This is a genomic window from Pantoea endophytica (assembly GCF_002858935.1).
GTDB classification, from domain to species: Bacteria; Pseudomonadota; Gammaproteobacteria; order Enterobacterales; family Enterobacteriaceae; genus Pantoea; species Pantoea leporis.
The window spans coordinates 15,867-36,431 of sequence record NZ_PJRT01000017.1; the positions used below are offsets into that span (position 1 = coordinate 15,867).

General features: G+C 56.3%; 21 protein-coding genes. 18 read left to right on the forward strand and 3 right to left on the reverse strand.

Going from position 1 to position 20,565, the window contains the following annotated elements; translation table 11 throughout:
* The first annotated feature begins 72 nt into the window (after positions 1–72).
* From mazG to queE, 4 genes are all read left to right on the forward strand, one after another.
* The gene (gene mazG, locus PZBJ_RS11600) at positions 73–864 is read left to right on the forward strand and encodes a nucleoside triphosphate pyrophosphohydrolase (protein WP_101762593.1); all 792 of its coding nucleotides are present in this window, start codon (positions 73–75) and stop codon (positions 862–864) included.
* Between the two features lie 241 nt (positions 865–1,105).
* Entirely contained in the window at positions 1,106–2,743 is a 1,638-nt protein-coding gene (gene pyrG / locus PZBJ_RS11605; protein ID WP_007891723.1) for a glutamine hydrolyzing CTP synthase, read from the forward strand.
* A 75-nt stretch (positions 2,744–2,818) separates the two neighbouring features.
* The gene (gene eno, locus PZBJ_RS11610) at positions 2,819–4,117 is read left to right on the forward strand and encodes a phosphopyruvate hydratase (RefSeq protein ID WP_101762594.1); all 1,299 of its coding nucleotides are present in this window, start codon (positions 2,819–2,821) and stop codon (positions 4,115–4,117) included.
* 149 nt (positions 4,118–4,266) lie between these two features.
* Positions 4,267–4,938: a 7-carboxy-7-deazaguanine synthase QueE gene (gene queE / locus PZBJ_RS11615; protein WP_101762595.1), complete on the forward strand. Its 672-nt coding sequence runs from the start codon at positions 4,267–4,269 to the stop codon at positions 4,936–4,938.
* A 54-nt stretch (positions 4,939–4,992) separates the two neighbouring features.
* Here the strand turns inward: queE and queD are convergent, their stop codons facing one another.
* Entirely contained in the window at positions 4,993–5,352 is a 360-nt protein-coding gene (gene queD, locus PZBJ_RS11620; protein WP_167391191.1) for a 6-carboxytetrahydropterin synthase QueD, read from the reverse strand.
* 297 nt (positions 5,353–5,649) lie between these two features.
* On the opposite strand from queD, the gene cysJ reads away from it, so the two are divergent.
* The 3 genes from cysJ to PZBJ_RS11635 are packed head-to-tail and all read left to right on the forward strand — an operon-like array spanning position 5,650 to position 9,907.
* Positions 5,650–7,452 carry an NADPH-dependent assimilatory sulfite reductase flavoprotein subunit gene (cysJ, locus tag PZBJ_RS11625; protein WP_101762596.1) on the forward strand — a complete coding sequence of 601 codons (1,803 nt, stop codon included), beginning with the start codon at positions 5,650–5,652 and terminating at the stop codon, positions 7,450–7,452.
* Entirely contained in the window at positions 7,452–9,176 is a 1,725-nt protein-coding gene (gene cysI / locus PZBJ_RS11630) for an assimilatory sulfite reductase (NADPH) hemoprotein subunit (RefSeq protein ID WP_101762597.1), read from the forward strand. Before cysJ ends, cysI begins: the two co-directional genes overlap by 1 nt.
* Positions 9,173–9,907 (forward strand): phosphoadenylyl-sulfate reductase, encoded by a 735-nt coding sequence (locus tag PZBJ_RS11635; protein WP_101762598.1) that lies wholly within the window; start codon positions 9,173–9,175, stop codon positions 9,905–9,907. The genes cysI and PZBJ_RS11635 overlap by 4 nt, the downstream gene beginning before the upstream one ends.
* A 200-nt stretch (positions 9,908–10,107) precedes the next feature.
* On the opposite strand, the gene PZBJ_RS11640 is transcribed toward PZBJ_RS11635, so the two are convergent.
* Positions 10,108–10,392: a YciI family protein gene (locus PZBJ_RS11640; protein ID WP_101762599.1), complete on the reverse strand. Its 285-nt coding sequence runs from the start codon at positions 10,390–10,392 to the stop codon at positions 10,108–10,110.
* Positions 10,393–10,401: 9 nt separating this feature from the next.
* Complete coding sequence (locus PZBJ_RS11645; RefSeq protein ID WP_101762600.1) at positions 10,402–11,424, reverse strand: aminopeptidase; 1,023 nt, start codon at positions 11,422–11,424, stop codon at positions 10,402–10,404.
* A 248-nt stretch (positions 11,425–11,672) separates the two neighbouring features.
* On the opposite strand from PZBJ_RS11645, the gene cysG reads away from it, so the two are divergent.
* The 11 genes from cysG to PZBJ_RS11700 all read left to right on the forward strand — a co-directional run bounded on the left by cysG (position 11,673) and on the right by PZBJ_RS11700 (position 20,518).
* Positions 11,673–13,088: a siroheme synthase CysG gene (cysG, locus tag PZBJ_RS11650; RefSeq protein WP_101762601.1), complete on the forward strand. Its 1,416-nt coding sequence runs from the start codon at positions 11,673–11,675 to the stop codon at positions 13,086–13,088.
* Positions 13,089–13,097: 9 nt separating this feature from the next.
* Complete coding sequence (gene cysD / locus PZBJ_RS11655) at positions 13,098–14,006, forward strand: sulfate adenylyltransferase subunit CysD (protein WP_007893231.1); 909 nt, start codon at positions 13,098–13,100, stop codon at positions 14,004–14,006.
* 10 nt (positions 14,007–14,016) lie between these two features.
* Entirely contained in the window at positions 14,017–15,444 is a 1,428-nt protein-coding gene (cysN, locus tag PZBJ_RS11660; protein WP_101762602.1) for a sulfate adenylyltransferase subunit CysN, read from the forward strand.
* The gene (gene cysC, locus PZBJ_RS11665; protein WP_008104549.1) at positions 15,444–16,049 is read left to right on the forward strand and encodes an adenylyl-sulfate kinase; all 606 of its coding nucleotides are present in this window, start codon (positions 15,444–15,446) and stop codon (positions 16,047–16,049) included. The genes cysN and cysC overlap by 1 nt, the downstream gene beginning before the upstream one ends.
* Before the next feature lie 55 nt (positions 16,050–16,104).
* Positions 16,105–16,425, forward strand: a complete 321-nt coding sequence (locus PZBJ_RS11670) for a DUF3561 family protein (RefSeq protein ID WP_101762603.1) — start codon at positions 16,105–16,107, stop codon at positions 16,423–16,425.
* 171 nt (positions 16,426–16,596) lie between these two features.
* The gene (gene ftsB, locus PZBJ_RS11675) at positions 16,597–16,914 is read left to right on the forward strand and encodes a cell division protein FtsB (RefSeq protein ID WP_101762604.1); all 318 of its coding nucleotides are present in this window, start codon (positions 16,597–16,599) and stop codon (positions 16,912–16,914) included.
* A gap of 3 nt (positions 16,915–16,917) precedes the next feature.
* Positions 16,918–17,634 (forward strand): 2-C-methyl-D-erythritol 4-phosphate cytidylyltransferase, encoded by a 717-nt coding sequence (gene ispD / locus PZBJ_RS11680; protein ID WP_101762605.1) that lies wholly within the window; start codon positions 16,918–16,920, stop codon positions 17,632–17,634.
* Complete coding sequence (gene ispF / locus PZBJ_RS11685; protein WP_061719965.1) at positions 17,634–18,116, forward strand: 2-C-methyl-D-erythritol 2,4-cyclodiphosphate synthase; 483 nt, start codon at positions 17,634–17,636, stop codon at positions 18,114–18,116. The genes ispD and ispF overlap by 1 nt, the downstream gene beginning before the upstream one ends.
* Positions 18,113–19,156, forward strand: a complete 1,044-nt coding sequence (truD, locus tag PZBJ_RS11690; protein ID WP_101762606.1) for a tRNA pseudouridine(13) synthase TruD — start codon at positions 18,113–18,115, stop codon at positions 19,154–19,156. Before ispF ends, truD begins: the two co-directional genes overlap by 4 nt.
* Entirely contained in the window at positions 19,137–19,898 is a 762-nt protein-coding gene (gene surE, locus PZBJ_RS11695; protein WP_101762607.1) for a 5'/3'-nucleotidase SurE, read from the forward strand. Before truD ends, surE begins: the two co-directional genes overlap by 20 nt.
* The gene (locus PZBJ_RS11700; RefSeq protein WP_008104533.1) at positions 19,892–20,518 is read left to right on the forward strand and encodes a protein-L-isoaspartate(D-aspartate) O-methyltransferase; all 627 of its coding nucleotides are present in this window, start codon (positions 19,892–19,894) and stop codon (positions 20,516–20,518) included. The genes surE and PZBJ_RS11700 overlap by 7 nt, the downstream gene beginning before the upstream one ends.
* The last annotated feature ends 47 nt before the right edge of the window (positions 20,519–20,565 follow it).

Sequence of the window (20,565 nt, forward strand, 5' to 3'; positions counted from 1 at the left end):
GCGGGGGAAGAAGACGCTGCCGTATTTGTAACCGGCGCAGTCTCTCCCAAAATTTTCCCAAAGGATCCTTTCATGACGCCCTTAAATCGCCTGCTCACCATCATGCAAACCTTGCGCGACCCGGAGCGCGGCTGCCCGTGGGATCGTCAGCAAACCTTCGCCTCGATCGCGCCTTACACGCTGGAAGAAACCTACGAAGTGATCGATGCCATCCAGCGTGAAGATTTTGCCGATCTGCGCGGTGAACTTGGCGATCTGCTGTTTCAGGTGGTGTTCTACGCGCAGATGGCCGATGAGCAGCAGCGCTTTAATTTCGATGACATCTGCAACGCCATCAGCGACAAACTTGAGCGCCGTCATCCGCACATTTTTGGCGATGTTCAGGCTGCAACCAGCGAAGAAGTGCTGAAAAACTGGGAAGCCATCAAGCACAGCGAACGCGCAGAAAAATCGCAGCACTCGGCGCTGGACGACATTCCTAAAGCGCTGCCGGCATTGATGCGCGCGCACAAAATTCAGAAGCGTTGCAGCTCGGTGGGCTTCGACTGGAACAATCTCGGCCCGGTGCTGGATAAAGTGCATGAAGAGATCGATGAGGTGATGCACGAAGCGCAGCAAGCGGTGGTGGATAACGCCAGGCTGGAAGAGGAAATCGGTGATTTGCTGTTCGCGACCGTCAATTTGTCGCGCCATCTAGGCAGCAAAGCGGAAGTCGCCTTGCAGAAAGCCAATGATAAATTTGAGCGCCGCTTCCGCGAAGTTGAAGCCATCATCGCCTCACAAGGGTTAGCCATGAGCGATGCGACCCTGGATCAAATGGAAGCCGCCTGGCAGCAGGTGAAAGTGAGCGAGAACAAACAGTAAGCGAATCTGGCGATTATTCCAGCGCTGCGCATAAATTCGCCGCTTGAGCTTACTCGATTCAGCCTTGCGGCGACTTTGTGACGTACATCAACATTTCGCACCATGCTATCCGCTATGTTACCGGCTTACCTGTGGAGGACGATGGTGTGATTCATCAATTGTGGCTTAAGACGACTTCAAGTATACTATTTTCCCGTCTTGGTTATTCCACCGTCTTTAAACCTAAACTCTCAGGTTCAGCATGACAACGAATTATATTTTTGTGACCGGCGGGGTCGTTTCCTCTCTGGGCAAAGGCATTGCCGCAGCCTCCCTCGCAGCCATCCTTGAAGCACGTGGTCTGAATGTGACCATCATGAAACTCGATCCGTACATCAACGTCGATCCGGGTACCATGAGCCCAACGCAGCACGGTGAAGTATTTGTTACCGATGATGGGGCCGAAACCGATCTGGATTTAGGTCACTACGAGCGCTTCATCCGCACCAAAATGTCGCGCCGTAACAACTTTACTACCGGTCGTATCTACTCAGAAGTGCTGCGCAAAGAGCGTCGCGGTGACTATCTGGGCGCCACGATTCAGGTTATTCCACACATCACCAACGCCATCAAAGAACGCATCATTGAAGGCGGCGAAGGTCATGACGTGGTTCTGGTCGAGATCGGCGGTACCGTGGGTGATATCGAATCCCTGCCGTTCCTCGAAGCGATTCGTCAGATGGCGGTCGATGTCGGTCGTGAACACACCATGTACATGCACCTGACGCTGGTGCCATATATGGCGGCCGCAGGCGAAGTGAAAACCAAGCCAACCCAGCATTCAGTGAAAGAGCTGCTGTCGATCGGGATTCAGCCAGACGTGCTGATCTGCCGCTCTGACCGCGCGGTGCCGGCGAACGAACGCGCTAAAATCGCGCTGTTCTGTAACGTGCCAGAAAAAGCGGTTATTTCCCTGAAAGATGTGGATTCCATCTACAAGATTCCAGGCATGCTGAAATCGCAAGGTCTGGATGATTACATCTGCAAGCGTTTCAATCTGAACGCGCCGGAAGCGAACCTGGCCGAATGGGAACAGGTTATTTACGAAGAAGCCAATCCGGGCGGCGAAGTGACCATCGGTATGGTCGGCAAATATGTCGAACTGCCGGATGCGTACAAGTCAGTGATTGAGGCCTTGAAACACGGTGGCCTGAAAAATCGCGTTACCGTGAATATCAAATTGATCGACTCGCAGGATGTTGAAACGCGCGGTGTCGAATTACTGAAAGATCTGGATGCTATTCTGATCCCTGGCGGCTTTGGCTACCGCGGTGTGGAAGGCAAAATGATGACGGCGCAATACGCCCGTGAGAACAACGTGCCTTACCTGGGAATTTGCCTGGGTATGCAGGTTGCGCTGATGGAATTTGCCCGCAACGTTGCCGGTATGGAAGGCGCGAACTCTACGGAATTTGTGCCAGACTGTAAGTATCCGGTGGTTGCGCTTATCACCGAATGGCGTGACGAAGAGGGCAACGTTGAACAGCGTACTGAGCAGAGCGATCTGGGCGGCACCATGCGTCTGGGCAGCCAGCAGTGCCAGTTGACGCCGGAAAGCAAAGTGCGTCAGTTGTACGGTTCTGAAATCATTACCGAACGCCACCGTCATCGTTACGAAGTAAACAATATGTTGCTGAAGCCGATTGAAGCGGCGGGTCTGCATATTGCCGGTCGTTCTGGCGACGATCAGCTGGTTGAGATCATTGAGATCCCGAACCACCCGTGGTTTGTTGCCTGTCAGTTCCATCCGGAATTCACGTCGACCCCACGCGATGGTCATCCGCTGTTCGCTGGCTTTGTGAAAGCCGCGCAGGAACACCAGAAGCGTTTAGCGAAGTAAGTTTCACGAACAACGCGCGAACTTTTCGCGCGTTGTTTGTCTTAGGATTGACTAACTTGTACTGAGGAAAATCGAATGTCCAAAATCGTAAAAGTCATCGGTCGCGAAATCATCGACTCCCGTGGCAACCCAACTGTAGAAGCAGAAGTGCATCTGGAAGGCGGTTTCGTTGGTCTGGCTGCTGCGCCATCAGGTGCATCAACCGGTTCTCGCGAAGCTCTGGAGCTGCGTGACGGTGACAAATCTCGTTTCCTGGGCAAAGGCGTAACCAAAGCGGTTGCGGCTGTTAACGGTCCAATCGCTAACGCGGTAACCGGTAAAGATGCCAAAGACCAGGCGAACATCGATAAGATCATGATCGAGCTGGACGGTACTGAGAACAAATCTAACTTCGGTGCTAACGCCATTCTGGCGGTTTCACTGGCTGCTGCTAAAGCTGCTGCTGCCTCTAAAGGCCTGCCGCTGTACGCACACATCGCTGAACTGAACGGCACCCCAGGCAAATACTCTATGCCGCTGCCAATGATGAACATCATCAACGGTGGTGAGCACGCCGACAACAACGTCGACATCCAGGAATTCATGATTCAGCCGGTTGGCGCGCCAACCCTGAAAGAAGCGATCCGCATGGGTTCTGAAGTCTTCCATCACCTGGCAAAAGTGCTGAAGTCTAAAGGCATGAGCACTGCAGTTGGTGACGAAGGTGGCTACGCGCCAAACCTGGGTTCTAATGCCGAAGCGCTGGCTGTTATCGCTGAAGCGGTAAAAGCAGCAGGCTACGAACTGGGCAAAGACATCACCCTGGCGATGGACTGCGCAGCATCTGAATTCTACAAAGACGGCAAATATGTGCTGGCTGGCGAAGGCAACAAAGCCTTCTCTTCAGAAGAGTTCACCCACTTCCTGGAAGACCTGACCAAACAGTACCCAATCGTTTCTATCGAAGACGGTCTGGATGAATCTGACTGGACTGGTTTCGCCTACCAGACCAAAGTGCTGGGCGACAAAATCCAGCTGGTGGGTGACGATCTGTTCGTAACCAACACCAAGATCTTGAAAGAAGGTATCGATAAAGGCATCGCTAACTCCATCCTGATCAAATTCAACCAGATCGGTTCACTGACCGAAACTCTGGCTGCAATCAAGATGGCGAAAGATGCTGGTTACACCGCGGTGATTTCACACCGTTCAGGTGAAACCGAAGATGCAACCATCGCTGACCTGGCGGTAGGTACGGCGGCTGGCCAGATCAAAACCGGTTCTATGAGCCGTTCTGACCGTGTAGCTAAGTACAACCAGCTGATTCGTATCGAAGAAGCGCTGGGCAGCAAAGCACCGTTCAACGGTCTGAAAGAAGTTAAAGGCCAGGCGTAATCGCTTGAGTATGCTGCCTGAGGGCAGCATCGTCTGAATGAAGCCCCGCCTTGTGCGGGGCTTTTGCTTTTATTTGGCACGAAGCAGCTGTGACCTGGCGCATAAGATCTGCCATAATCTGCGCCTCAAATTTTAGACGTGAGTAAATAATGTTCTACCCGATTAACGAAATGTTCCAGACGCTGCAGGGCGAAGGTTTTTACACCGGTGTTCCGGCGCTGTTCATCCGCTTACAAGGATGTCCGGTGGGCTGTAGCTGGTGTGATACCAAACATACCTGGGAAAAGCGGGCGGATCGGGAGACCTCGCTGGGTGATATTCTGGTCAAAACCGTGGAAAGCGATGCGTGGGGCAGCGCCGATGCGGCCATGTTGATCGACACCATCCAACGTCAGGGCTGGACCGCACGTCATGTGGTGATCACCGGCGGCGAACCGGCGATTTTTGATCTGCGCCCTTTGACGGAACAATTAGAAGCGGCGGGTTTTGCCTGCCAGATCGAAACCAGCGGCACGCACGACGTGCAGTGTTCCGACGCAACATGGGTGACGGTTTCACCCAAGGTGAACATGCGCGGTGGCTATGATGTTTTGCCGCAGGCACTGCAGCGTGCCGATGAGATTAAACATCCGGTGGCGCGTGAGCGTGATGTGGAAGCGTTAGATACGTTGCTGGCAGGATTACACGACGATAAAAAGCGTATTGTGGCACTGCAACCGATCAGCCGTGGTGATGCGGCAACGAAACTCTGTATTGAAACCTGTATCGCCCGCAACTGGCGGCTTTCGATGCAGACGCACAAATACCTGAATATTGCCTGAGTTCTAAGGTCGCCATGCATGGCGACCTCACTCACGGTTACGGCTTCACTGACCTCAACCGCGATAAACGCAGCCGGCGGTGCAGGTCTCTTTAATCATTACCGCACTCAATTCCGGCAGAATCGGCTTCATCTGATCCCAAATCCATTTCGCCAGCACTTCACTGGTAGGATTCTCCAGACCCGGAATGTCATTCAGATAGTGATGATCGAGGCGTTCATACAGCGGCTTGAACTTCGCCTTCAGTTCGGCAAAATCCATCACCCAACCGGTATGCGCATCCACTTCGCCGGTAATTTCTAATCGCACCAGGAATGAATGGCCGTGCAAACGCCCACATTTATGGCCTTCCGGCACGTGAGGTAAGCGGTGGGCAGATTCAAACTGGAACTCTTTAAATAACGTGGTAGACATAATGGCTCTCAGACTTAAAAACCGCTGAAGTCTACCTGAATTGCAGATTTTTCGCACCCGCTGGCAACGAAAAGGGCATTTTGCGCCATGCCGACAGCAAAACGCCTAATTAACTCATTGAATCATATCGCCTTCATTTACCACTTTTGCTGGTTAACATTACCCGAAAAACCACTTAGTCATTTTGGTTATTTAATATGTCGAAGGCGTATTTAATCGTTAATATACAGCCCGGTAACCTACGCACTCTTTCGCAACATATTGATCCGGACTTCTGACACTGGAATTTTTAACGCAATGACGACTCAGGCACCAGGTTCACTGCTTCCGTTATCACCGGAGCAACTCGCGCGCTTACAGGCGGCGACCACGGATTTCAACACCACTCAGATGGCCTGGCTCTCCGGCTATTTCTGGGGCATGGTCAATCAGACGCCGGGTGCGGCTGCCGCGCCAGCGCCTGTGCAGGCAGAAACCCCGACCATTACGCTGATCTCCGCCTCGCAGACCGGTAACGCGCGTCGCCTGGCTGAGCAACTGCGTGATGACCTGCTGGCTGCCAAGCTGAGCGTCAATCTGGTTAACGCCGGCGATTATAAATTCAAGCAGATCGGTCAGGAAAAGCTGCTGGTGGTGGTAACTTCCACGCAAGGCGAGGGCGAGCCGCCGGAAGAGGCGGTGGCGCTGCATAAATTCCTGCTGTCGAAGAAAGCGCCGAAGTTTGCAGGCACAGCGTTTGCGGTGTTCGGTCTCGGCGATACCTCTTATGAGTTTTTCAGCAAAGCCGGTAAAGACTTCGATGAACGTCTGGCTGAGCTGGGTGCAGAACGTCTGCTGGATCGTGTGGATGCCGATGTTGAATACAAAGAGCAGGCGAACGCCTGGCGTCAGCAGATCACCGAGATTCTGAAAGCGCGTGTGCCGAGCGAATCGCCAGCACAGGCCGCCATCACCGCGGCGGGCAGCGTTAACCTGGTCGACAGCAGCCCGTACACCAAAGAAGAGCCGCTGGTGGCCAGCCTGGCGGCCAACCAGAAGATCACCGGACGCGATTCGGATAAAGATGTGCGTCACATTGAGATCGACCTTGGCGATTCTGGCCTGCGCTACCAGCCGGGCGACGCACTCGGCGTGTGGTTTGAAAACGATGACAAGCTGGTGCAGGAACTGCTGCAGCTGGTGTGGCTGAAAGGTGACGAGCAGGTTGAGGTGCAGGGCAAAACCCTGCCGCTAGCCGAAGCGCTGAAAACCCATTTCGAACTGACGGTTAACACGCCACAAATCGTTGAACAGTATGCGGCGCTATCCCGCAATGATGCGCTGTTGGCGCTGGCCGGTGACAAGCCGAAGCTGCAGAGTTATGCGCAGAGCTTCCCGATTGTCGATATGGTGCGTCAGGCACCGACCGAACTGAATGCCGAACAATTAACCGGCCTGCTGCGTCCTCTGACGCCGCGCCTCTACTCCATCGCCTCATCGCAGGCGGAGAACGAAACCGAAGTGCACATCACCGTAGGTGCGGTGCGCTTTGAAATCGACGGTCGTCAGCGCGGCGGCGGCGCCTCAACATGGTTGGCGGATCGTATTGAGGAAGAAGGCGAAATTCGCGTCTTCATCGAGCACAACGATAACTTCCGTTTACCGGCTAACCCGGAAACGCCAGTGATCATGATTGGTCCGGGCACCGGCATCGCGCCGTTCCGCGCCTTTATGCAGCAGCGCGATAACGATGGCGCAGGCGGTAAAAACTGGCTGTTCTTCGGTAACCCGCATTTCACCGATGATTTCCTCTATCAGGTGGAGTGGCAGAAGTATGTCAAAGATGGCCTGCTGACCCATATTGATCTGGCATGGTCGCGCGATCAGGCCGAGAAGGTTTACGTACAAGATAAAATCCGCGCCAAAGGTGCGGAGGTGTGGAGCTGGTTACAGGAAGGCGCACACCTTTACGTCTGCGGCGACGCCAATCGTATGGCGAAAGACGTTGAGCAGGCATTACTGGATGTGGTGGTCGAACACGGCGGCATGGATCGTGAAACGGCTGACGAATTTTTAAGTGAGCTGCGCATTGAGCGCCGTTATCAGCGAGACGTTTACTAATGAGCGAAAAACATCCTGGACCGCTGGTCGTTGAAGGCAAGCTGGTCGACGCTGAGCGTCTGAAAAAACAGAGCAACTACCTGCGCGGCACCATCCTCGACGATCTCGACGATGGCCTGACCGGCGGCTTCACCGGCGACAACTTCCTGCTGATCCGTTTCCACGGTATGTACCAGCAGGATGACCGCGACATTCGTGCCGAGCGTGTAGCGCAGAAACTCGAACCGCGTCACGCCATGATGCTGCGTTGCCGTCTGCCGGGCGGCATCATCACGCCAACGCAGTGGCTGGCAATTGATAAATTCGCCACCGATAAAACCATTTATGGCAGCATCCGGTTGACCAACCGCCAGACCTTCCAGTTTCACGGCATTCTGAAGAAGAACGTCAAGCCGACGCACCAGATGCTGCACGAAGTCGGGCTGGATGCGCTGGCGACCGCCAACGACGTGAACCGTAACGTGCTTTGCACCTCGAATCCGGTGGAATCAGAGCTGCATCAGGAAGCGTATGAGTGGGCGAAAAAGCTGTCAGAGCATCTGCTGCCGCAAACCCGCGCTTACGCGGAAATCTGGTGGGACAAAGAGAAGGTCGCCACCACCGATAAAGAGCCGATTCTTGGCGAAACCTATCTGCCGCGTAAATTCAAAACCACGGTGGTGGTGCCGCCGCATAACGATGTCGATCTGCACGCCAATGACCTGAACTTCATCGCCATCGCCGAGCAGGGCAAGCTGATTGGCTTTAACCTGCTGGTGGGCGGTGGCTTGTCGATTGATCACGGCAACAAAGCAACGTATGCGCGCACCGCAAGCGAATTCGGCTTTCTGCCGGTCGAGAAGATCCTCGACGTGGCGGCTGCGGTGGTCACCACGCAGCGCGACTGGGGGAATCGTACCGATCGTAAAAATGCCAAGACCAAATACACGCTGGAACGCGTCGGTGTTGAAACCTTCAAAGCGGAAGTGGAAAAGCGTGCCGGTCTGACCTTCGAACCGATTCGTCCGTATGCGTTCACCTCGCGCGGCGATCGCGTTGGCTGGGTGAAAGGCATCGATGAGAAATGGCACCTGACGCTGTTCATTGAGAACGGCCGTCTGCTGGATTATCCTGGCCGTCCGCTGAAGCGCGGCATCGCCGAAATTGCCAAAATCCATCAGGGCGATTTCCGTCTGACGGCTAACCAGAACCTGATTGTGGCTGGCGTGCCGGAGAAGCAAAAAGCGCAGATCGAAGCCATCGCCCGTGAACACGGTTTGATGGAAGCGGTCACGCCGCAGCGTGAGAACTCGATGGCGTGTGTGGCGTTCCCGACCTGTCCGCTGGCGATGGCAGAAGCCGAGCGCTTCCTGCCGTCGTTCGTGACCAAAGTGGAAGAGATCATGCATAAGCATGGTGTCGGCGAAGAGCACATAGTGTTACGCGTTACCGGTTGCCCAAATGGTTGTGGCCGTGCTTTGCTGGCGGAGTTAGGTCTGGTGGGCAAAGCGCCGGGCCGTTACAACTTACACATTGGCGGCAACCGCGAAGGTACGCGCATTCCACGCATGTACCGTGAGAACATCAACGAAGGCGAAATCCTCGCCAGCATTGATGAGCTGGTGGCGCGCTGGGCAACCGAGCGTCAGGCCAACGAAGGCTTCGGCGACTTCGTGATTCGCACCGGCATCATTAAAGCCGTGGTTGATCCCGCCCGTGATTTCTGGGACTCGGAGGCAGTATGACGGTACTCGATCTCGCAGCACTGAATGGTTCATCAAAAGTTGACCGCATCATGGCGCTGGCGGAAAGCAATGTGCAGCTGGAGAAACTCTCCGCTGAACAACGCGTGGGCTGGGCATTAGAACAGCTGCCGGGCGCATTTGTGCTGTCATCCAGCTTCGGTATTCAGGCGGCGGTTTTGCTGCATATGGTGACGCAGCAGAAGCCGGACATTCCGGTGATCCTGACCGATACCGGTTATCTTTTCCCGGAAACTTACCGCTTTATTGATGAGCTGACCGACAAGCTCAATCTCAACCTGCAAATCTTCCGTGCGGAGACCTCAGCGGCATGGCAGGAAGCGCGTTACGGCAAACTGTGGGAGCAGGGCGTCGAAGGGATTGAGCAGTATAACCAGATCAACAAAGTGGAACCGATGAACCGCGCGCTGGAAACGCTGGGCGCGCAAACCTGGTTTGCTGGCCTGCGCCGCGATCAGTCTGGCAGTCGCGCCAGTTTGCCGGTGCTGGCGGTGCAGCGCGGCGTGTTCAAGATTCTGCCGATCATTGATTGGGATAACCGTCAGGTGCATCAGTATCTGACCCAACACGGATTGAAATACCATCCGCTGTGGGATGAAGGTTATCTGTCAGTGGGCGATACGCATACCACCAAAAAGTGGGAACCGGGCATGGCAGAGGAAGAGACACGCTTCTTCGGCCTGAAGCGCGAGTGCGGGTTGCATGAAGGTTGATTGGTAGGTGCTCGTTGTCCCCCATCCTTGGTTTGTGCTCGCTTTCCCCCTCCTCGGTCCTCCCCCATGAATGGGGGAGGAAGATGCTGCCACATGTGAGTGTTGAAGTTGCATGTGGCAGCGTCTCCTTCCCCCGCTAGCGGGGGAAGGCCGGGATGGGGGACAGCCAGCACAATCAAGTATGAGTACAGCCAGCACAATCAAACCCCCTGCAACCCCGCAAACTCTTCCGCCGCACGCGTCATATTCACTTTCGTCACTTCATAATGCGCCACCGCCACAAACGGATCTTCCGCCAGGATGGTATCTAATCGCGCACGATCAATATCCTTCACCAACAGCACGCCGCCGGTGCGTGGATCTTTGCGTCCCGCCGCGATAAACACGCCGTTAGCGAAATAGCGATCCAGCCAGCTAATGTGCGGTTCCAGTAACGCTTCCACTTCTTCTACCGGACGAAAATAGTCTAGATATACCACGTACATAGGGAATCCTCAGGTTGTCGGATTAGCAAGCTCGGTCAGCAGCGGCAGCAGAATCTTCACGCTGTCATGCGTGCGCTGGGTGATGCGGCCAGGCAGCCAGTGATCGAGGTAGTTGAGATTATCGCGCTCGGTTTGATGGCGCACATTGCCTTCCGGGAAGTGGCTGGAACGCGCGCGCTGCTGCTGCCCATCTTTGTTGCCCAGCGTCCAGTTGGCGGCGGTGACATCCATCAGTGGCATGCCGGCTTTGTCGAACGGATTGACGCCAGGATAATCGCGTGCGGTCATCGCGTGGCTGGCGGCGGAGATACCGTAACGGTGCGCCAGCTGCACGGCACGCGCGCTGGTCTGTTTGCGCACTGCCGCTGGCGTATTCATGCCGCTGTTAAAGTAGAGATGATCGCCGACAATCAGGCTATTCAGATCGATCACCAGCAGCGTGTTCTTCTTCTCCTGCGCGCTCATACGCGCCAGATAATCATCCATGCCGTGCAAACCCGCTTCACCGGCGCTCAGCGCCACAAAGCGCACGCCGTAGTGCAGCGGCGTTTTGCTGAGCGCCTGCGCCAGCTCCAGCATCACGCCAAGCCCGGAGGCATTGTCATCCACGCCCTGCAAACGCAGGCCGCCGAGATTGTTATCGGCTTCGTGGCGGCTGAGCGGCGTCCAGGTATCCAGATGCGTAACGATCAGGATCTCCTGCGGTACTTCACCGGCCCGCGCGGCAATCACCGACGTGGCCGTAACTTTGTGGGTGCGGCTCTCACCCTTTTTCTCCAGCCAGCTATAGCTGGTTTTAAACTGGCGGGTATTACTCTGATATCCCAGCTGGCTAAACTGCTGCTGCAGATAATCGGCAGTCAGCAACTCGGCGGGACTGCCGCTCATGCGGCCGGGGAAATAGGTGGCGATATGGCGAAGCTGCTGTTCGGCAAAATGTCCTGGCGTGTTGTTGCTCGCAGCCTGAACAAAGAAAGGCAAACCGCCCGCGAGCAGTGCAGCCAGCACAGTGCGGCGGAGAGTGGCAAACATAGTTAGCGTCCTTTTCTGACATCCGGTCATGCTAAAAAAATTCCGACTTAGTATGAAACTGTGACGACGCTTGCACAATTTGATTTGCTCTGAAACACCAGCAATATCATTTGTTAAGCACAAAATGTTATCAGCAATCCTGGGTCGTTATTCCATTCGGTAACTACTCATTCCAATTCGTAATTTCATCTGCTGGAAGGCCGGGACGTATAGTCGCGTTAACTTATTGTAAAACTAGCAAGGTTAACGTGGATTATCTGCCTCTCTTTGCCGATCTCAAAAGCCGTCCGGTGCTGGTTGTCGGCGGTGGCGACATCGCGGCGCGCAAAATAGAACTGCTGCGGCGTGCCGGTGCGCGCGTGCTGGTCGCCGCGCGCGAACTCGGTCATGAGCTGCAGGCGCTGCTGGAAATTGAGGCGATTGAATGGATCGCCCACCGCTTCGATCCGGCACAGCTGGATGGCGTGTTCCTCGTGATTGCCGCTACCGATGACAACGCGCTTAACGCGCAGGTGTTCGATGCCGCCAATGCGCGCCACAAGCTGGTGAACGTGGTGGACGATCAGCCGAAGTGCAGCTTTATCTTCCCGTCGATTGTCGATCGTTCACCGCTGGTGGTGGCCATCTCCTCCAGCGGCACCGCGCCGGTGTTAGCGCGTCTGCTGCGTGAAAAAATTGAAGCGTTACTGCCGGCCAATCTCGGGCAGATGGCGGAAGTGGCCGGGCAGTGGCGCGACAAGGTGAAGCAGCGCTATCACCGCATGTCTGACCGCCGTCGCTTCTGGGAGCGCGCCTTTAACGGTCTGTTCGCCAGCCAGATGGCGGCGGGTAACGTCCATGAAGCGCGGCGCACGCTGGATCACGAACTGGAAAACGATAGCGACAATCAGGGCGAAATTACGCTGGTAGGCGCCGGTCCAGGCGACAGCGGTTTGCTGACGTTGCGTGGCTTGCAGGTGATGCAGCTGGCCGATGTGGTGCTGTATGACCATCTGGTCAGCGACGAAGTGCTTGAGCTGGTGCGGCGCGATGCCGACCGCATCTGCGTCGGTAAACGCGCTGGTGCGCATTCGGTGCCGCAGGAAGAGACCAATCAGATGCTGGTGACGCTGGCGCAACAGGGTAAACGCGTAGTGCGCCTGAAAGGCGGCGATCCGTTTATTTTTGGCCGCGGTGGCGAAGAGCTGCAGGCGGCGCAGGCCGCGGGCATTCCGTTCCAGGTGGTGCCGGGCATCACCGCTGCAGCAGGCGCAACCGCCTATGCCGGTATTCCACTGACCCATCGCGACCACGCGCAGAGCGTGCTGTTTATTACCGGTCACTGTCGCGCGGATGGCGACGGCATTGATTGGCCGTCGCTGGCGCGCGCACGTCAAACCTTAGCGATTTATATGGGCACGGTGAAAGCGGCGGAAATCGCTGCCGGGCTTATCGAACATGGCCGCGCCGCCTCCACGCCGGTGGCGGTGATTGGGCGCGGCACGCGTCAGGATCAGCAGGTGCTGACCGGCACATTGGATCAACTGGAGGCGCTGGCTGCGGCCGCGCCCACGCCAGCACTGTTAGTGATTGGCGAAGTCGTAAATTTGCACGGGCAATTGGCCTGGTTCCAACATTCGGCACAGCAGGGGGCTCGCGAGTCCGCCGTTGTCAATTTGGCTTGAGGAAAAATTATGGACCAAAATCGACTTACTCATCTGCGCCAGCTGGAGGCAGAGAGTATCCATATCATCCGCGAGGTGGCGGCCGAGTTCAGCAATCCGGTGATGATGTACTCCATCGGTAAAGACTCCTCGGTAATGCTGCATCTGGCGCGTAAAGCCTTCTATCCGGGCACGCTGCCGTTTCCGCTGCTGCATGTTGATACCGGCTGGAAATTCCGTGAAATGTATGAGTTCCGCGATCGCACCGTGAAAGCGATGGGCGCGGAGTTGCTGGTGCATCGCAACCCGGAAGGCGTGGCGATGGGCATCAACCCGTTTGTGCACGGCAGCGCCAAGCACACCGACATCATGAAAACCGAAGGCCTGAAGCAGGCGCTGAACAAATACGGTTTTGATGCGGCATTTGGCGGCGCACGTCGTGATGAAGAGAAGTCGCGCGCGAAAGAGCGTATCTACTCCTTCCGCGATCGCTTCCACCGCTGGGACCCGAAAAACCAGCGTCCTGAGCTGTGGCACAACTACAACGGCCAGATTAACAAAGGCGAAAGCATCCGCGTGTTCCCGCTCTCCAACTGGACCGAGCTGGATATCTGGCAGTACATCTTCCTCGAGAATATCGAGATCGTGCCGCTCTACCTCGCCGCGCCGCGTCCGGTGCTGGAGCGTGATGGCATGCTGATGATGATCGATGACGACCGTATCGATCTGCAGCCAGGTGAAGTGATCAAGCAGCGCATGGTGCGTTTCCGTACGCTCGGCTGCTGGCCGTTGACCGGCGCGGTGGAATCAGAGGCGCAGACGCTGCCGGAAATTATTGAAGAGATGCTGGTCTCCACCACCAGTGAACGCCAGGGACGCGTGATTGACCGCGACCAGGCCGGTTCGATGGAAATGAAGAAACGTCAGGGTTATTTCTAAGGAGACGCAGATGAATACCGTTATTGCACAACAGATTGCCGATCAGGGCGGCGTAGAAGCCTGGCTGACCGCGCAACAACATAAAAGCCTGCTGCGTTTCCTGACCTGCGGTAGCGTCGACGACGGCAAAAGTACGCTGATTGGTCGCCTGCTGCACGACACGCGTCAAATTTATGAAGACCAGCTCTCCTCGCTGCACAACGACAGCAAACGTCACGGGACGCAGGGTGAGAAGCTGGATCTCGCGTTACTGGTTGATGGCTTGCAGGCCGAGCGCGAGCAGGGCATCACCATTGATGTGGCGTATCGCTATTTCTCCACTGAGAAGCGCAAATTTATTATTGCCGACACGCCAGGACACGAGCAGTACACCCGCAACATGGCGACCGGTGCATCGACCTGCGATTTGGCGATCCTGCTGATCGATGCGCGTAAAGGCGTGCTGGATCAGACGCGTCGTCACAGCTTTATCTCCACGCTGCTGGGCATTAAGCATCTGGTGGTCGCCATCAACAAGATGGATCTGGTGGAGTACAAGCAAGAGACCTTTGAGCAGATCAAACAGGATTACCTCGATTTCGCCGCGCAGCTGCCGGAAGACCTTGATATTCGCTTTGTGCCGATGTCGGCGCTGGAAGGCGATAACGTGGCAACGCCCAGCGTCACCATGCCGTGGTACAGCGGCCCAACGCTGCTCGACGTATTAGAAACCGTTGAATTGAACCGCGTGGTGGATCATCAGCCAATGCGTTTCCCGGTGCAGTATGTGAACCGTCCTAACCTCGATTTCCGTGGTTATGCCGGTACGCTGGCGTCGGGTGTGGTCAACGTCGGTCAGCGCGTGAAAGTGCTGCCATCGGGCGTGGAATCGACCATCTCGCGCATCGTCACCTTCGATGGCGACCTGCCTGAAGCGGGTGCCGGTGAAGCGATTACGCTGGTGCTGAAAGATGAGATCGACATCAGTCGTGGCGATCTGCTGGTGGATGCGGAAGCCGAGCTGCAAGCGGTGCAATCCGCCACCGTTGACGTGGTGTGGATGGCGGAACAGCCGCTGCAGCCCGGGCAAAGTTACGAAGTGAAGATCGCCGGTAAGAAAACTCGCGCGCGCGTTGAGAAAGTGATCCATCAGGTGGAGATCAACTCGCTGGAGAAGCGCACCGTGGACAGCCTGCCGCTTAACGGCATTGGCCTGGTCGAACTGACCTTTGACGAACCGATGGTGCTGGACGCGTATCGCCAGAATCCGGTGACTGGCGGCATGATCTTTATCGATCGTCTGAGCAACGTGACGGTGGGCGCGGGCATGATTAATCAGCCGCTGACCGATGTGCGTACGCAAGCGGGTCAGTTCAGCGATTTCGAGCTGGAGCTGAACGCGCTGGTGCGTCGTCACTTCCCACACTGGAACGCGCGCGATCTGCTGGGTGGCAAGTAATGGCGCAACACGATGAAAACGTGGTGTGGCACGATCATCCGGTAACGCGCGAGGAGCGCGAACAGCAGCACGGCCATCAAGGCGTGGTGCTGTGGTTCACCGGGCTTTCCGGCTCGGGGAAATCCACCGTGGCCGGCGCGCTGGAGCAGGCGCTGCATCGGGCCGGTGTGAACACCTATCTGCTGGATGGCGACAACGTGCGTCACGGTTTGTGCCGTGACCTCGGCTTTAGCGATGACGATCGTAAAGAGAACATTCGTCGCGTCGGCGAAGTGGCGAAACTGATGGTCGATGCCGGTTTAGTAGTGCTGACCGCATTTATCTCGCCACATCGCGCGGAACGCAACATGGTGCGCGATCTGCTGGCTGAAGGGCAGTTCATCGAAGTGTTTGTCGATACGCCGTTGGCCGTGTGCGAAGCGCGCGACCCCAAAGGTTTATACAAAAAAGCCCGTGCCGGTGAGCTGCGTAATTTCACCGGTATCGATAGCGTTTACGAGGCGCCAGACGCCCCGGAAATCCACCTTGATGGCGAACAATTGGTTACAAAACTCGCCGGCCAATTGTTAGACCTGCTGCGTCACCGCGATATCATCAGATCCTGAACCGACAGCGGCAAATCCCTTTGGGTTTGCCGCGCTTAGCGTCAACAGGATCTCTATGCAGAACGTAACGCCCATGCTAGCCCGTAAAGATGAACGCACCCCGGATGAGTCTCGCTCATCACTGCCGGGCGGCGTGTTTGGCTTTCTCTCGTACTGGTGCGCACTGGCGATTCCGTTCATGCTCTACGGCTCCAACACGCTGTTCTTCTTCCTCTACACCTGGCCATTCTTCCTCGCGCTACTGCCGGTTTCGGTATTGATTGGCATCGTGCTCAGCCTGATGATCCGCACTCACTTATTCTGGAGCGGGATCGCCACGGCGATTGTGGTGGTGTGCTTGTTCTGGCTGCTGTTCTCATTTCTCTCCGGTTGGTAACGCCCAGCTGATGTGCAAACGCATCGGCAGGTTACAAAACTTTACCTGCCGTCTCGCCTCCTACTCTGGCATTATTTGCACGGCTAAACGCCCGTGCGCGGCATTTTCGCCGTCGCAGTGGAGTCCAGCGTCAAGTTATGGGATGATTGGGCCGTTTTTCAGGGGGCGGGGATGGGAAAACTGACGTTACTGCTACTCGTGCTGCTGGGATGGCTTCAATATTCCCTGTGGCTGGGTAAGAACGGTATTCATGACTATACGCGCGTCAACGAAGACGTCGCGACACAACAGGCGAATAACGCCAAGCTTAAAGCGCGTAACGATCAGCTATTCGCCGAAATTGACGATCTCAATGGCGGCTCTGAAGCGATCGAAGAACGCGCACGTAATGAACTGGGCATGATTAAGCCCGGTGAGACTTTCTATCGTCTGGTGCCAGACCAGAACAAACGTAACGCGCAACAAGCTGCGCAAAATCAACAACGATAAGCCATGAACAAGCGCCCGATCCTTGCGGATGTGATTGCCGTGGTGCCCGCCGCAGGTGTGGGCAGCCGAATGCAGGCTGCCTGCCCAAAACAGTATCTGACCATTGGTCAATTCACCCTCCTTGAACACAGCGTCGCACGTCTGCTGGCACATCCTGCGGTAAAACAGGTAATTGTGCCGGTCAGCAATGACGATGGCTGGTTCGATTCACTACCGCTGGCGCAGGATTCCCGTATTCTCCGCGTGACCGGTGGCAACACGCGCGCCGAATCAGTGCTGGCGGGCTTAAACGCCATTCACCACAGCGAATGGGTGCTGGTGCATGACGCCGCGCGTCCTTGCCTGCATCCGGACGATTTAGCACGTCTGCTGGCGGTACGTGAGTACAGCAAGGTTGGCGGAATTCTGGCGGCGCCGGTGCGCGACACCATGAAACGCGCCGAACCGGATAAAACCGCCATCGCCCACACCGTTGAACGCGAGGATTTATGGCACGCGTTAACGCCGCAATTTTTCCCGCATCAACTGCTCACCGCTTGCCTGACGCGCGCACTCCATGAAGGCGCTACCATTACCGATGAAGCGTCGGCGCTGGAGTATTGCGGTTATCACCCGGAATTGGTGAGTGGACGCAGCGACAATATTAAGGTGACGCGGCCAGAAGATCTGGCGCTGGCGGCCTTCTATCTTACCCAGATTCAGTTACAGGAGAGCGCATGATGCGTATCGGTCACGGTTTTGACGTTCACGCTTTTGGCGGCGAAGGTCCGTTAGTGATTGGCGGGGTGCGTATTCCCTTCGAACACGGTTTTATTGCCCATTCTGATGGTGATGTGGCGCTGCATGCGTTGACGGATGCCTTGCTCGGCGCGGTGGCGATGGGCGATATCGGCAAGTTGTTCCCGGATACCGATCCGGCGTTTAAAGGCGCTGACAGCCGCGGTTTACTGCGCGAAGCCTGGCGTCGGATTCAGCTGAAAGGCTATCGCATCGGTAACGTCGATGTGACCATCATTGCGCAGGCACCGAAAATGTTGCCGCATGTGCCGCAGATGCGCGTCAATATCGCCGAAGATCTCGGTTGCCATATGGATGACGTCAACGTCAAAGCCACCACCACCGAAAAGCTGGGCTTTACCGGGCGTGGCGAAGGCATTGCCTGTGAAGCGGTTGCGCTGCTGATAAAGGCCGATCAGGCATGAGTGAACTGCATTACCTGCACGGCGTGCCGACTGCCACCGGCGTCATCAAAGCCAATCCCGAAGATTTCGTGGTGATTGAAGATCTTGGCTATCCCTATGATGGCGAAGGTGAACAGCTGTTGGTGCGCATCCGTAAAATTGGCTGCAATACGCGCTTTGTCGCTGAAGCCATCGCCAAATTTCTCGGCGTGCCGGTGCGTGACCTTAGCTATGCCGGCATGAAAGATCGTCATGCCGTCACCGAGCAAACACTCTGTTTCCGCGTACCGGGCAATGGCATGCCGAATCTGGCCGGATTCCAGCTGGAAGGCGTTGAAATCCTGCAGGTAATTCGCCACAAGCGCAAACTGCGTACCGGCGCGCTGGCGGGCAATGCGTTCCGCTTAGTGGTGCGTCAGATCTCCGATCGCCGTGAAGTCGACGCACGTTTACAGCAGATTCAACAGCGCGGCGTGCCGAACTACTTTGGTGAGCAGCGCTTTGGTCGTGGCGGCAACAACCTAACGCAGGCGAAACAGTGGGCGCAAGAGACATTCCGTCCGCGCGATCGCAATATGAAAGGTTTGCTGTTGTCAGCGACCCGCAGTCATCTGTTTAATCAGGTGACCAGCGCGCGTTTGCAGCGTGATGGCGCACTGGATGTGGTGCAGGTGGGCGATGCGGTACAGCTGGCCGGTCGCGGCAGCTGGTTCGTGGCGCAGGCGGAAGAGTTGCCTGACGTGCAGCAGCGCATCGATAATCATCAACTGCGCATCACTGCGCCGCTGCCGGGTCGCGGTGATGCGGGTCCGCAAGGCGACGCGCTGCTTTTTGAGCAGCAAAGCCTGGCAGGCGCAGAAGAATTGATTACACTGCTTGAGCGCGAGCGGGTTGATGCCGCGCGTCGTGCAATGCTGGTGGTGCCAAAGGATCTGCGCTGGGAATGGTGGGACGATGTGACGCTGGAGATGCAGTTCTGGCTGCCCGCGGGCAGTTTTGCCACCAGCGTGGTGCGTGAGCTTCTCCAACAAGAAGGTAACGATGCGGATATTGCTGAGTAACGATGATGGAATTCATGCGCCAGGTATTCAGACGCTGGCGCGTGCTTTACGTGAGTTTGCCGAGGTGCAGGTTGTCGCGCCCGATCGCAATCGTAGCGGCGCATCTAACTCGCTCACGCTGGAGACGCCGCTGCGTACCTTTACACATGAAAACGGCGATATCGCGCTGCAGATGGGCACGCCGACCGACTGCGTGTTCCTCGGCGTGAACAAGCTGATGCAGCCGCGTCCCGATATCGTCGTGTCCGGCATCAACGCCGGTCCAAACCTTGGCGACGATGTGATTTACTCCGGTACCGTCGCTGCGGCAATGGAAGGGCGCCATCTTGGCTTGCCTGCGCTCGCTGTTTCACTCAATGGACATCAGCATTACGACACCGCCGCATCCATCACTTGTACGCTGTTACGTGCGCTGTCGCGCGCTCCGCTGCGTACCGGCCGTATTCTTAATATCAACGTGCCTGATTTGCCGTTAGCGGAGATCAAAGGTTTCCGCGTGACCCGCTGCGGCAGCCGCCATCCCGCCGATCAGGTTATCTGCACCGAAGACCCGCGCGGCCAGCCGCTTTACTGGATTGGCCCGCCGGGGCAAAAGCTGGATGCAGGCCCGGATACCGATTTCGCTGCGGTGGATGCGGGCTACGTTTCGTTGACCGCGCTGCATGTGGATTTGACCGCGCATGCTGCACAAGAAGTATTAAGTGACTGGCTGACCCAGGCAGAGGTAAAACTCGCATGGTGAATCGCCGCATCGAAACGCTTTTGGAGCAGCTGCGCGCGCAGGGCATTCATGATGAACACCTGCTGAAAGCCATTGCCGATGTGCCTCGTGAGCGTTTTATCGATGAGGCGTTTGAGCATAAAGCGTGGGAAAACGTTGCGCTGCCGATTGGCAACGGCCAGACCATTTCTCAGCCTTACATGGTGGCGCGCATGACCGCCTTGTTAGAGCTCACGCCGGAATCGCGCGTGCTGGAAATCGGCACCGGTTCTGGCTATCAGACCGCGATTCTGGCGCATCTGGTTAATCATGTTTATTCCGTCGAACGCATCAAGGGCTTGCAGTGGCAGGCTAAGCGTCGCCTCAAGCAACTCGATCTGCATAATATCTCTACCCGGCATGGCGATGGCTGGCAGGGCTGGGCGACGCGTGGTCCGTTTGATGCCATTATCGTGACCGCCGCACCGCCTGAAATTCCGACTTTGCTGATAGCGCAATTAGGTGACGGCGGCAAAATGGTGCTGCCGGTTGGCGAGGATCAGCAGGTATTGAAGCGTTTGCGTCGTCAGGGCGATGAATTGATTGAAGAAATCATCGAACCCGTGCGCTTTGTGCCGTTGGTTCAGGGCGATCTGGCCTAGGACAGCATTACGCAATTCTTCACAACTGTTACATGGCACGGCACAGT

Coding starts and splice junctions, on each gene's coding strand:
- mazG (WP_101762593.1), top strand. CDS start 73: ATGACGCCCTTAAATCGCCTGCTCACCATCATGCAAACCTTGCGCGAC.
- pyrG (WP_007891723.1), top strand. CDS start 1,106: ATGACAACGAATTATATTTTTGTGACCGGCGGGGTCGTTTCCTCTCTG.
- eno (WP_101762594.1), top strand. CDS start 2,819: ATGTCCAAAATCGTAAAAGTCATCGGTCGCGAAATCATCGACTCCCGT.
- queE (WP_101762595.1), top strand. CDS start 4,267: ATGTTCTACCCGATTAACGAAATGTTCCAGACGCTGCAGGGCGAAGGT.
- queD (WP_167391191.1), bottom strand. CDS start 5,352: ATGTCTACCACGTTATTTAAAGAGTTCCAGTTTGAATCTGCCCACCGC.
- cysJ (WP_101762596.1), top strand. CDS start 5,650: ATGACGACTCAGGCACCAGGTTCACTGCTTCCGTTATCACCGGAGCAA.
- cysI (WP_101762597.1), top strand. CDS start 7,452: ATGAGCGAAAAACATCCTGGACCGCTGGTCGTTGAAGGCAAGCTGGTC.
- PZBJ_RS11635 (WP_101762598.1), top strand. CDS start 9,173: ATGACGGTACTCGATCTCGCAGCACTGAATGGTTCATCAAAAGTTGAC.
- PZBJ_RS11640 (WP_101762599.1), bottom strand. CDS start 10,392: ATGTACGTGGTATATCTAGACTATTTTCGTCCGGTAGAAGAAGTGGAA.
- PZBJ_RS11645 (WP_101762600.1), bottom strand. CDS start 11,424: ATGTTTGCCACTCTCCGCCGCACTGTGCTGGCTGCACTGCTCGCGGGC.
- cysD (WP_007893231.1), top strand. CDS start 13,098: ATGGACCAAAATCGACTTACTCATCTGCGCCAGCTGGAGGCAGAGAGT.
- cysN (WP_101762602.1), top strand. CDS start 14,017: ATGAATACCGTTATTGCACAACAGATTGCCGATCAGGGCGGCGTAGAA.
- cysC (WP_008104549.1), top strand. CDS start 15,444: ATGGCGCAACACGATGAAAACGTGGTGTGGCACGATCATCCGGTAACG.
- PZBJ_RS11670 (WP_101762603.1), top strand. CDS start 16,105: ATGCAGAACGTAACGCCCATGCTAGCCCGTAAAGATGAACGCACCCCG.
- ftsB (WP_101762604.1), top strand. CDS start 16,597: ATGGGAAAACTGACGTTACTGCTACTCGTGCTGCTGGGATGGCTTCAA.
- ispD (WP_101762605.1), top strand. CDS start 16,918: ATGAACAAGCGCCCGATCCTTGCGGATGTGATTGCCGTGGTGCCCGCC.
- ispF (WP_061719965.1), top strand. CDS start 17,634: ATGCGTATCGGTCACGGTTTTGACGTTCACGCTTTTGGCGGCGAAGGT.
- truD (WP_101762606.1), top strand. CDS start 18,113: ATGAGTGAACTGCATTACCTGCACGGCGTGCCGACTGCCACCGGCGTC.
- surE (WP_101762607.1), top strand. CDS start 19,137: ATGCGGATATTGCTGAGTAACGATGATGGAATTCATGCGCCAGGTATT.
- PZBJ_RS11700 (WP_008104533.1), top strand. CDS start 19,892: ATGGTGAATCGCCGCATCGAAACGCTTTTGGAGCAGCTGCGCGCGCAG.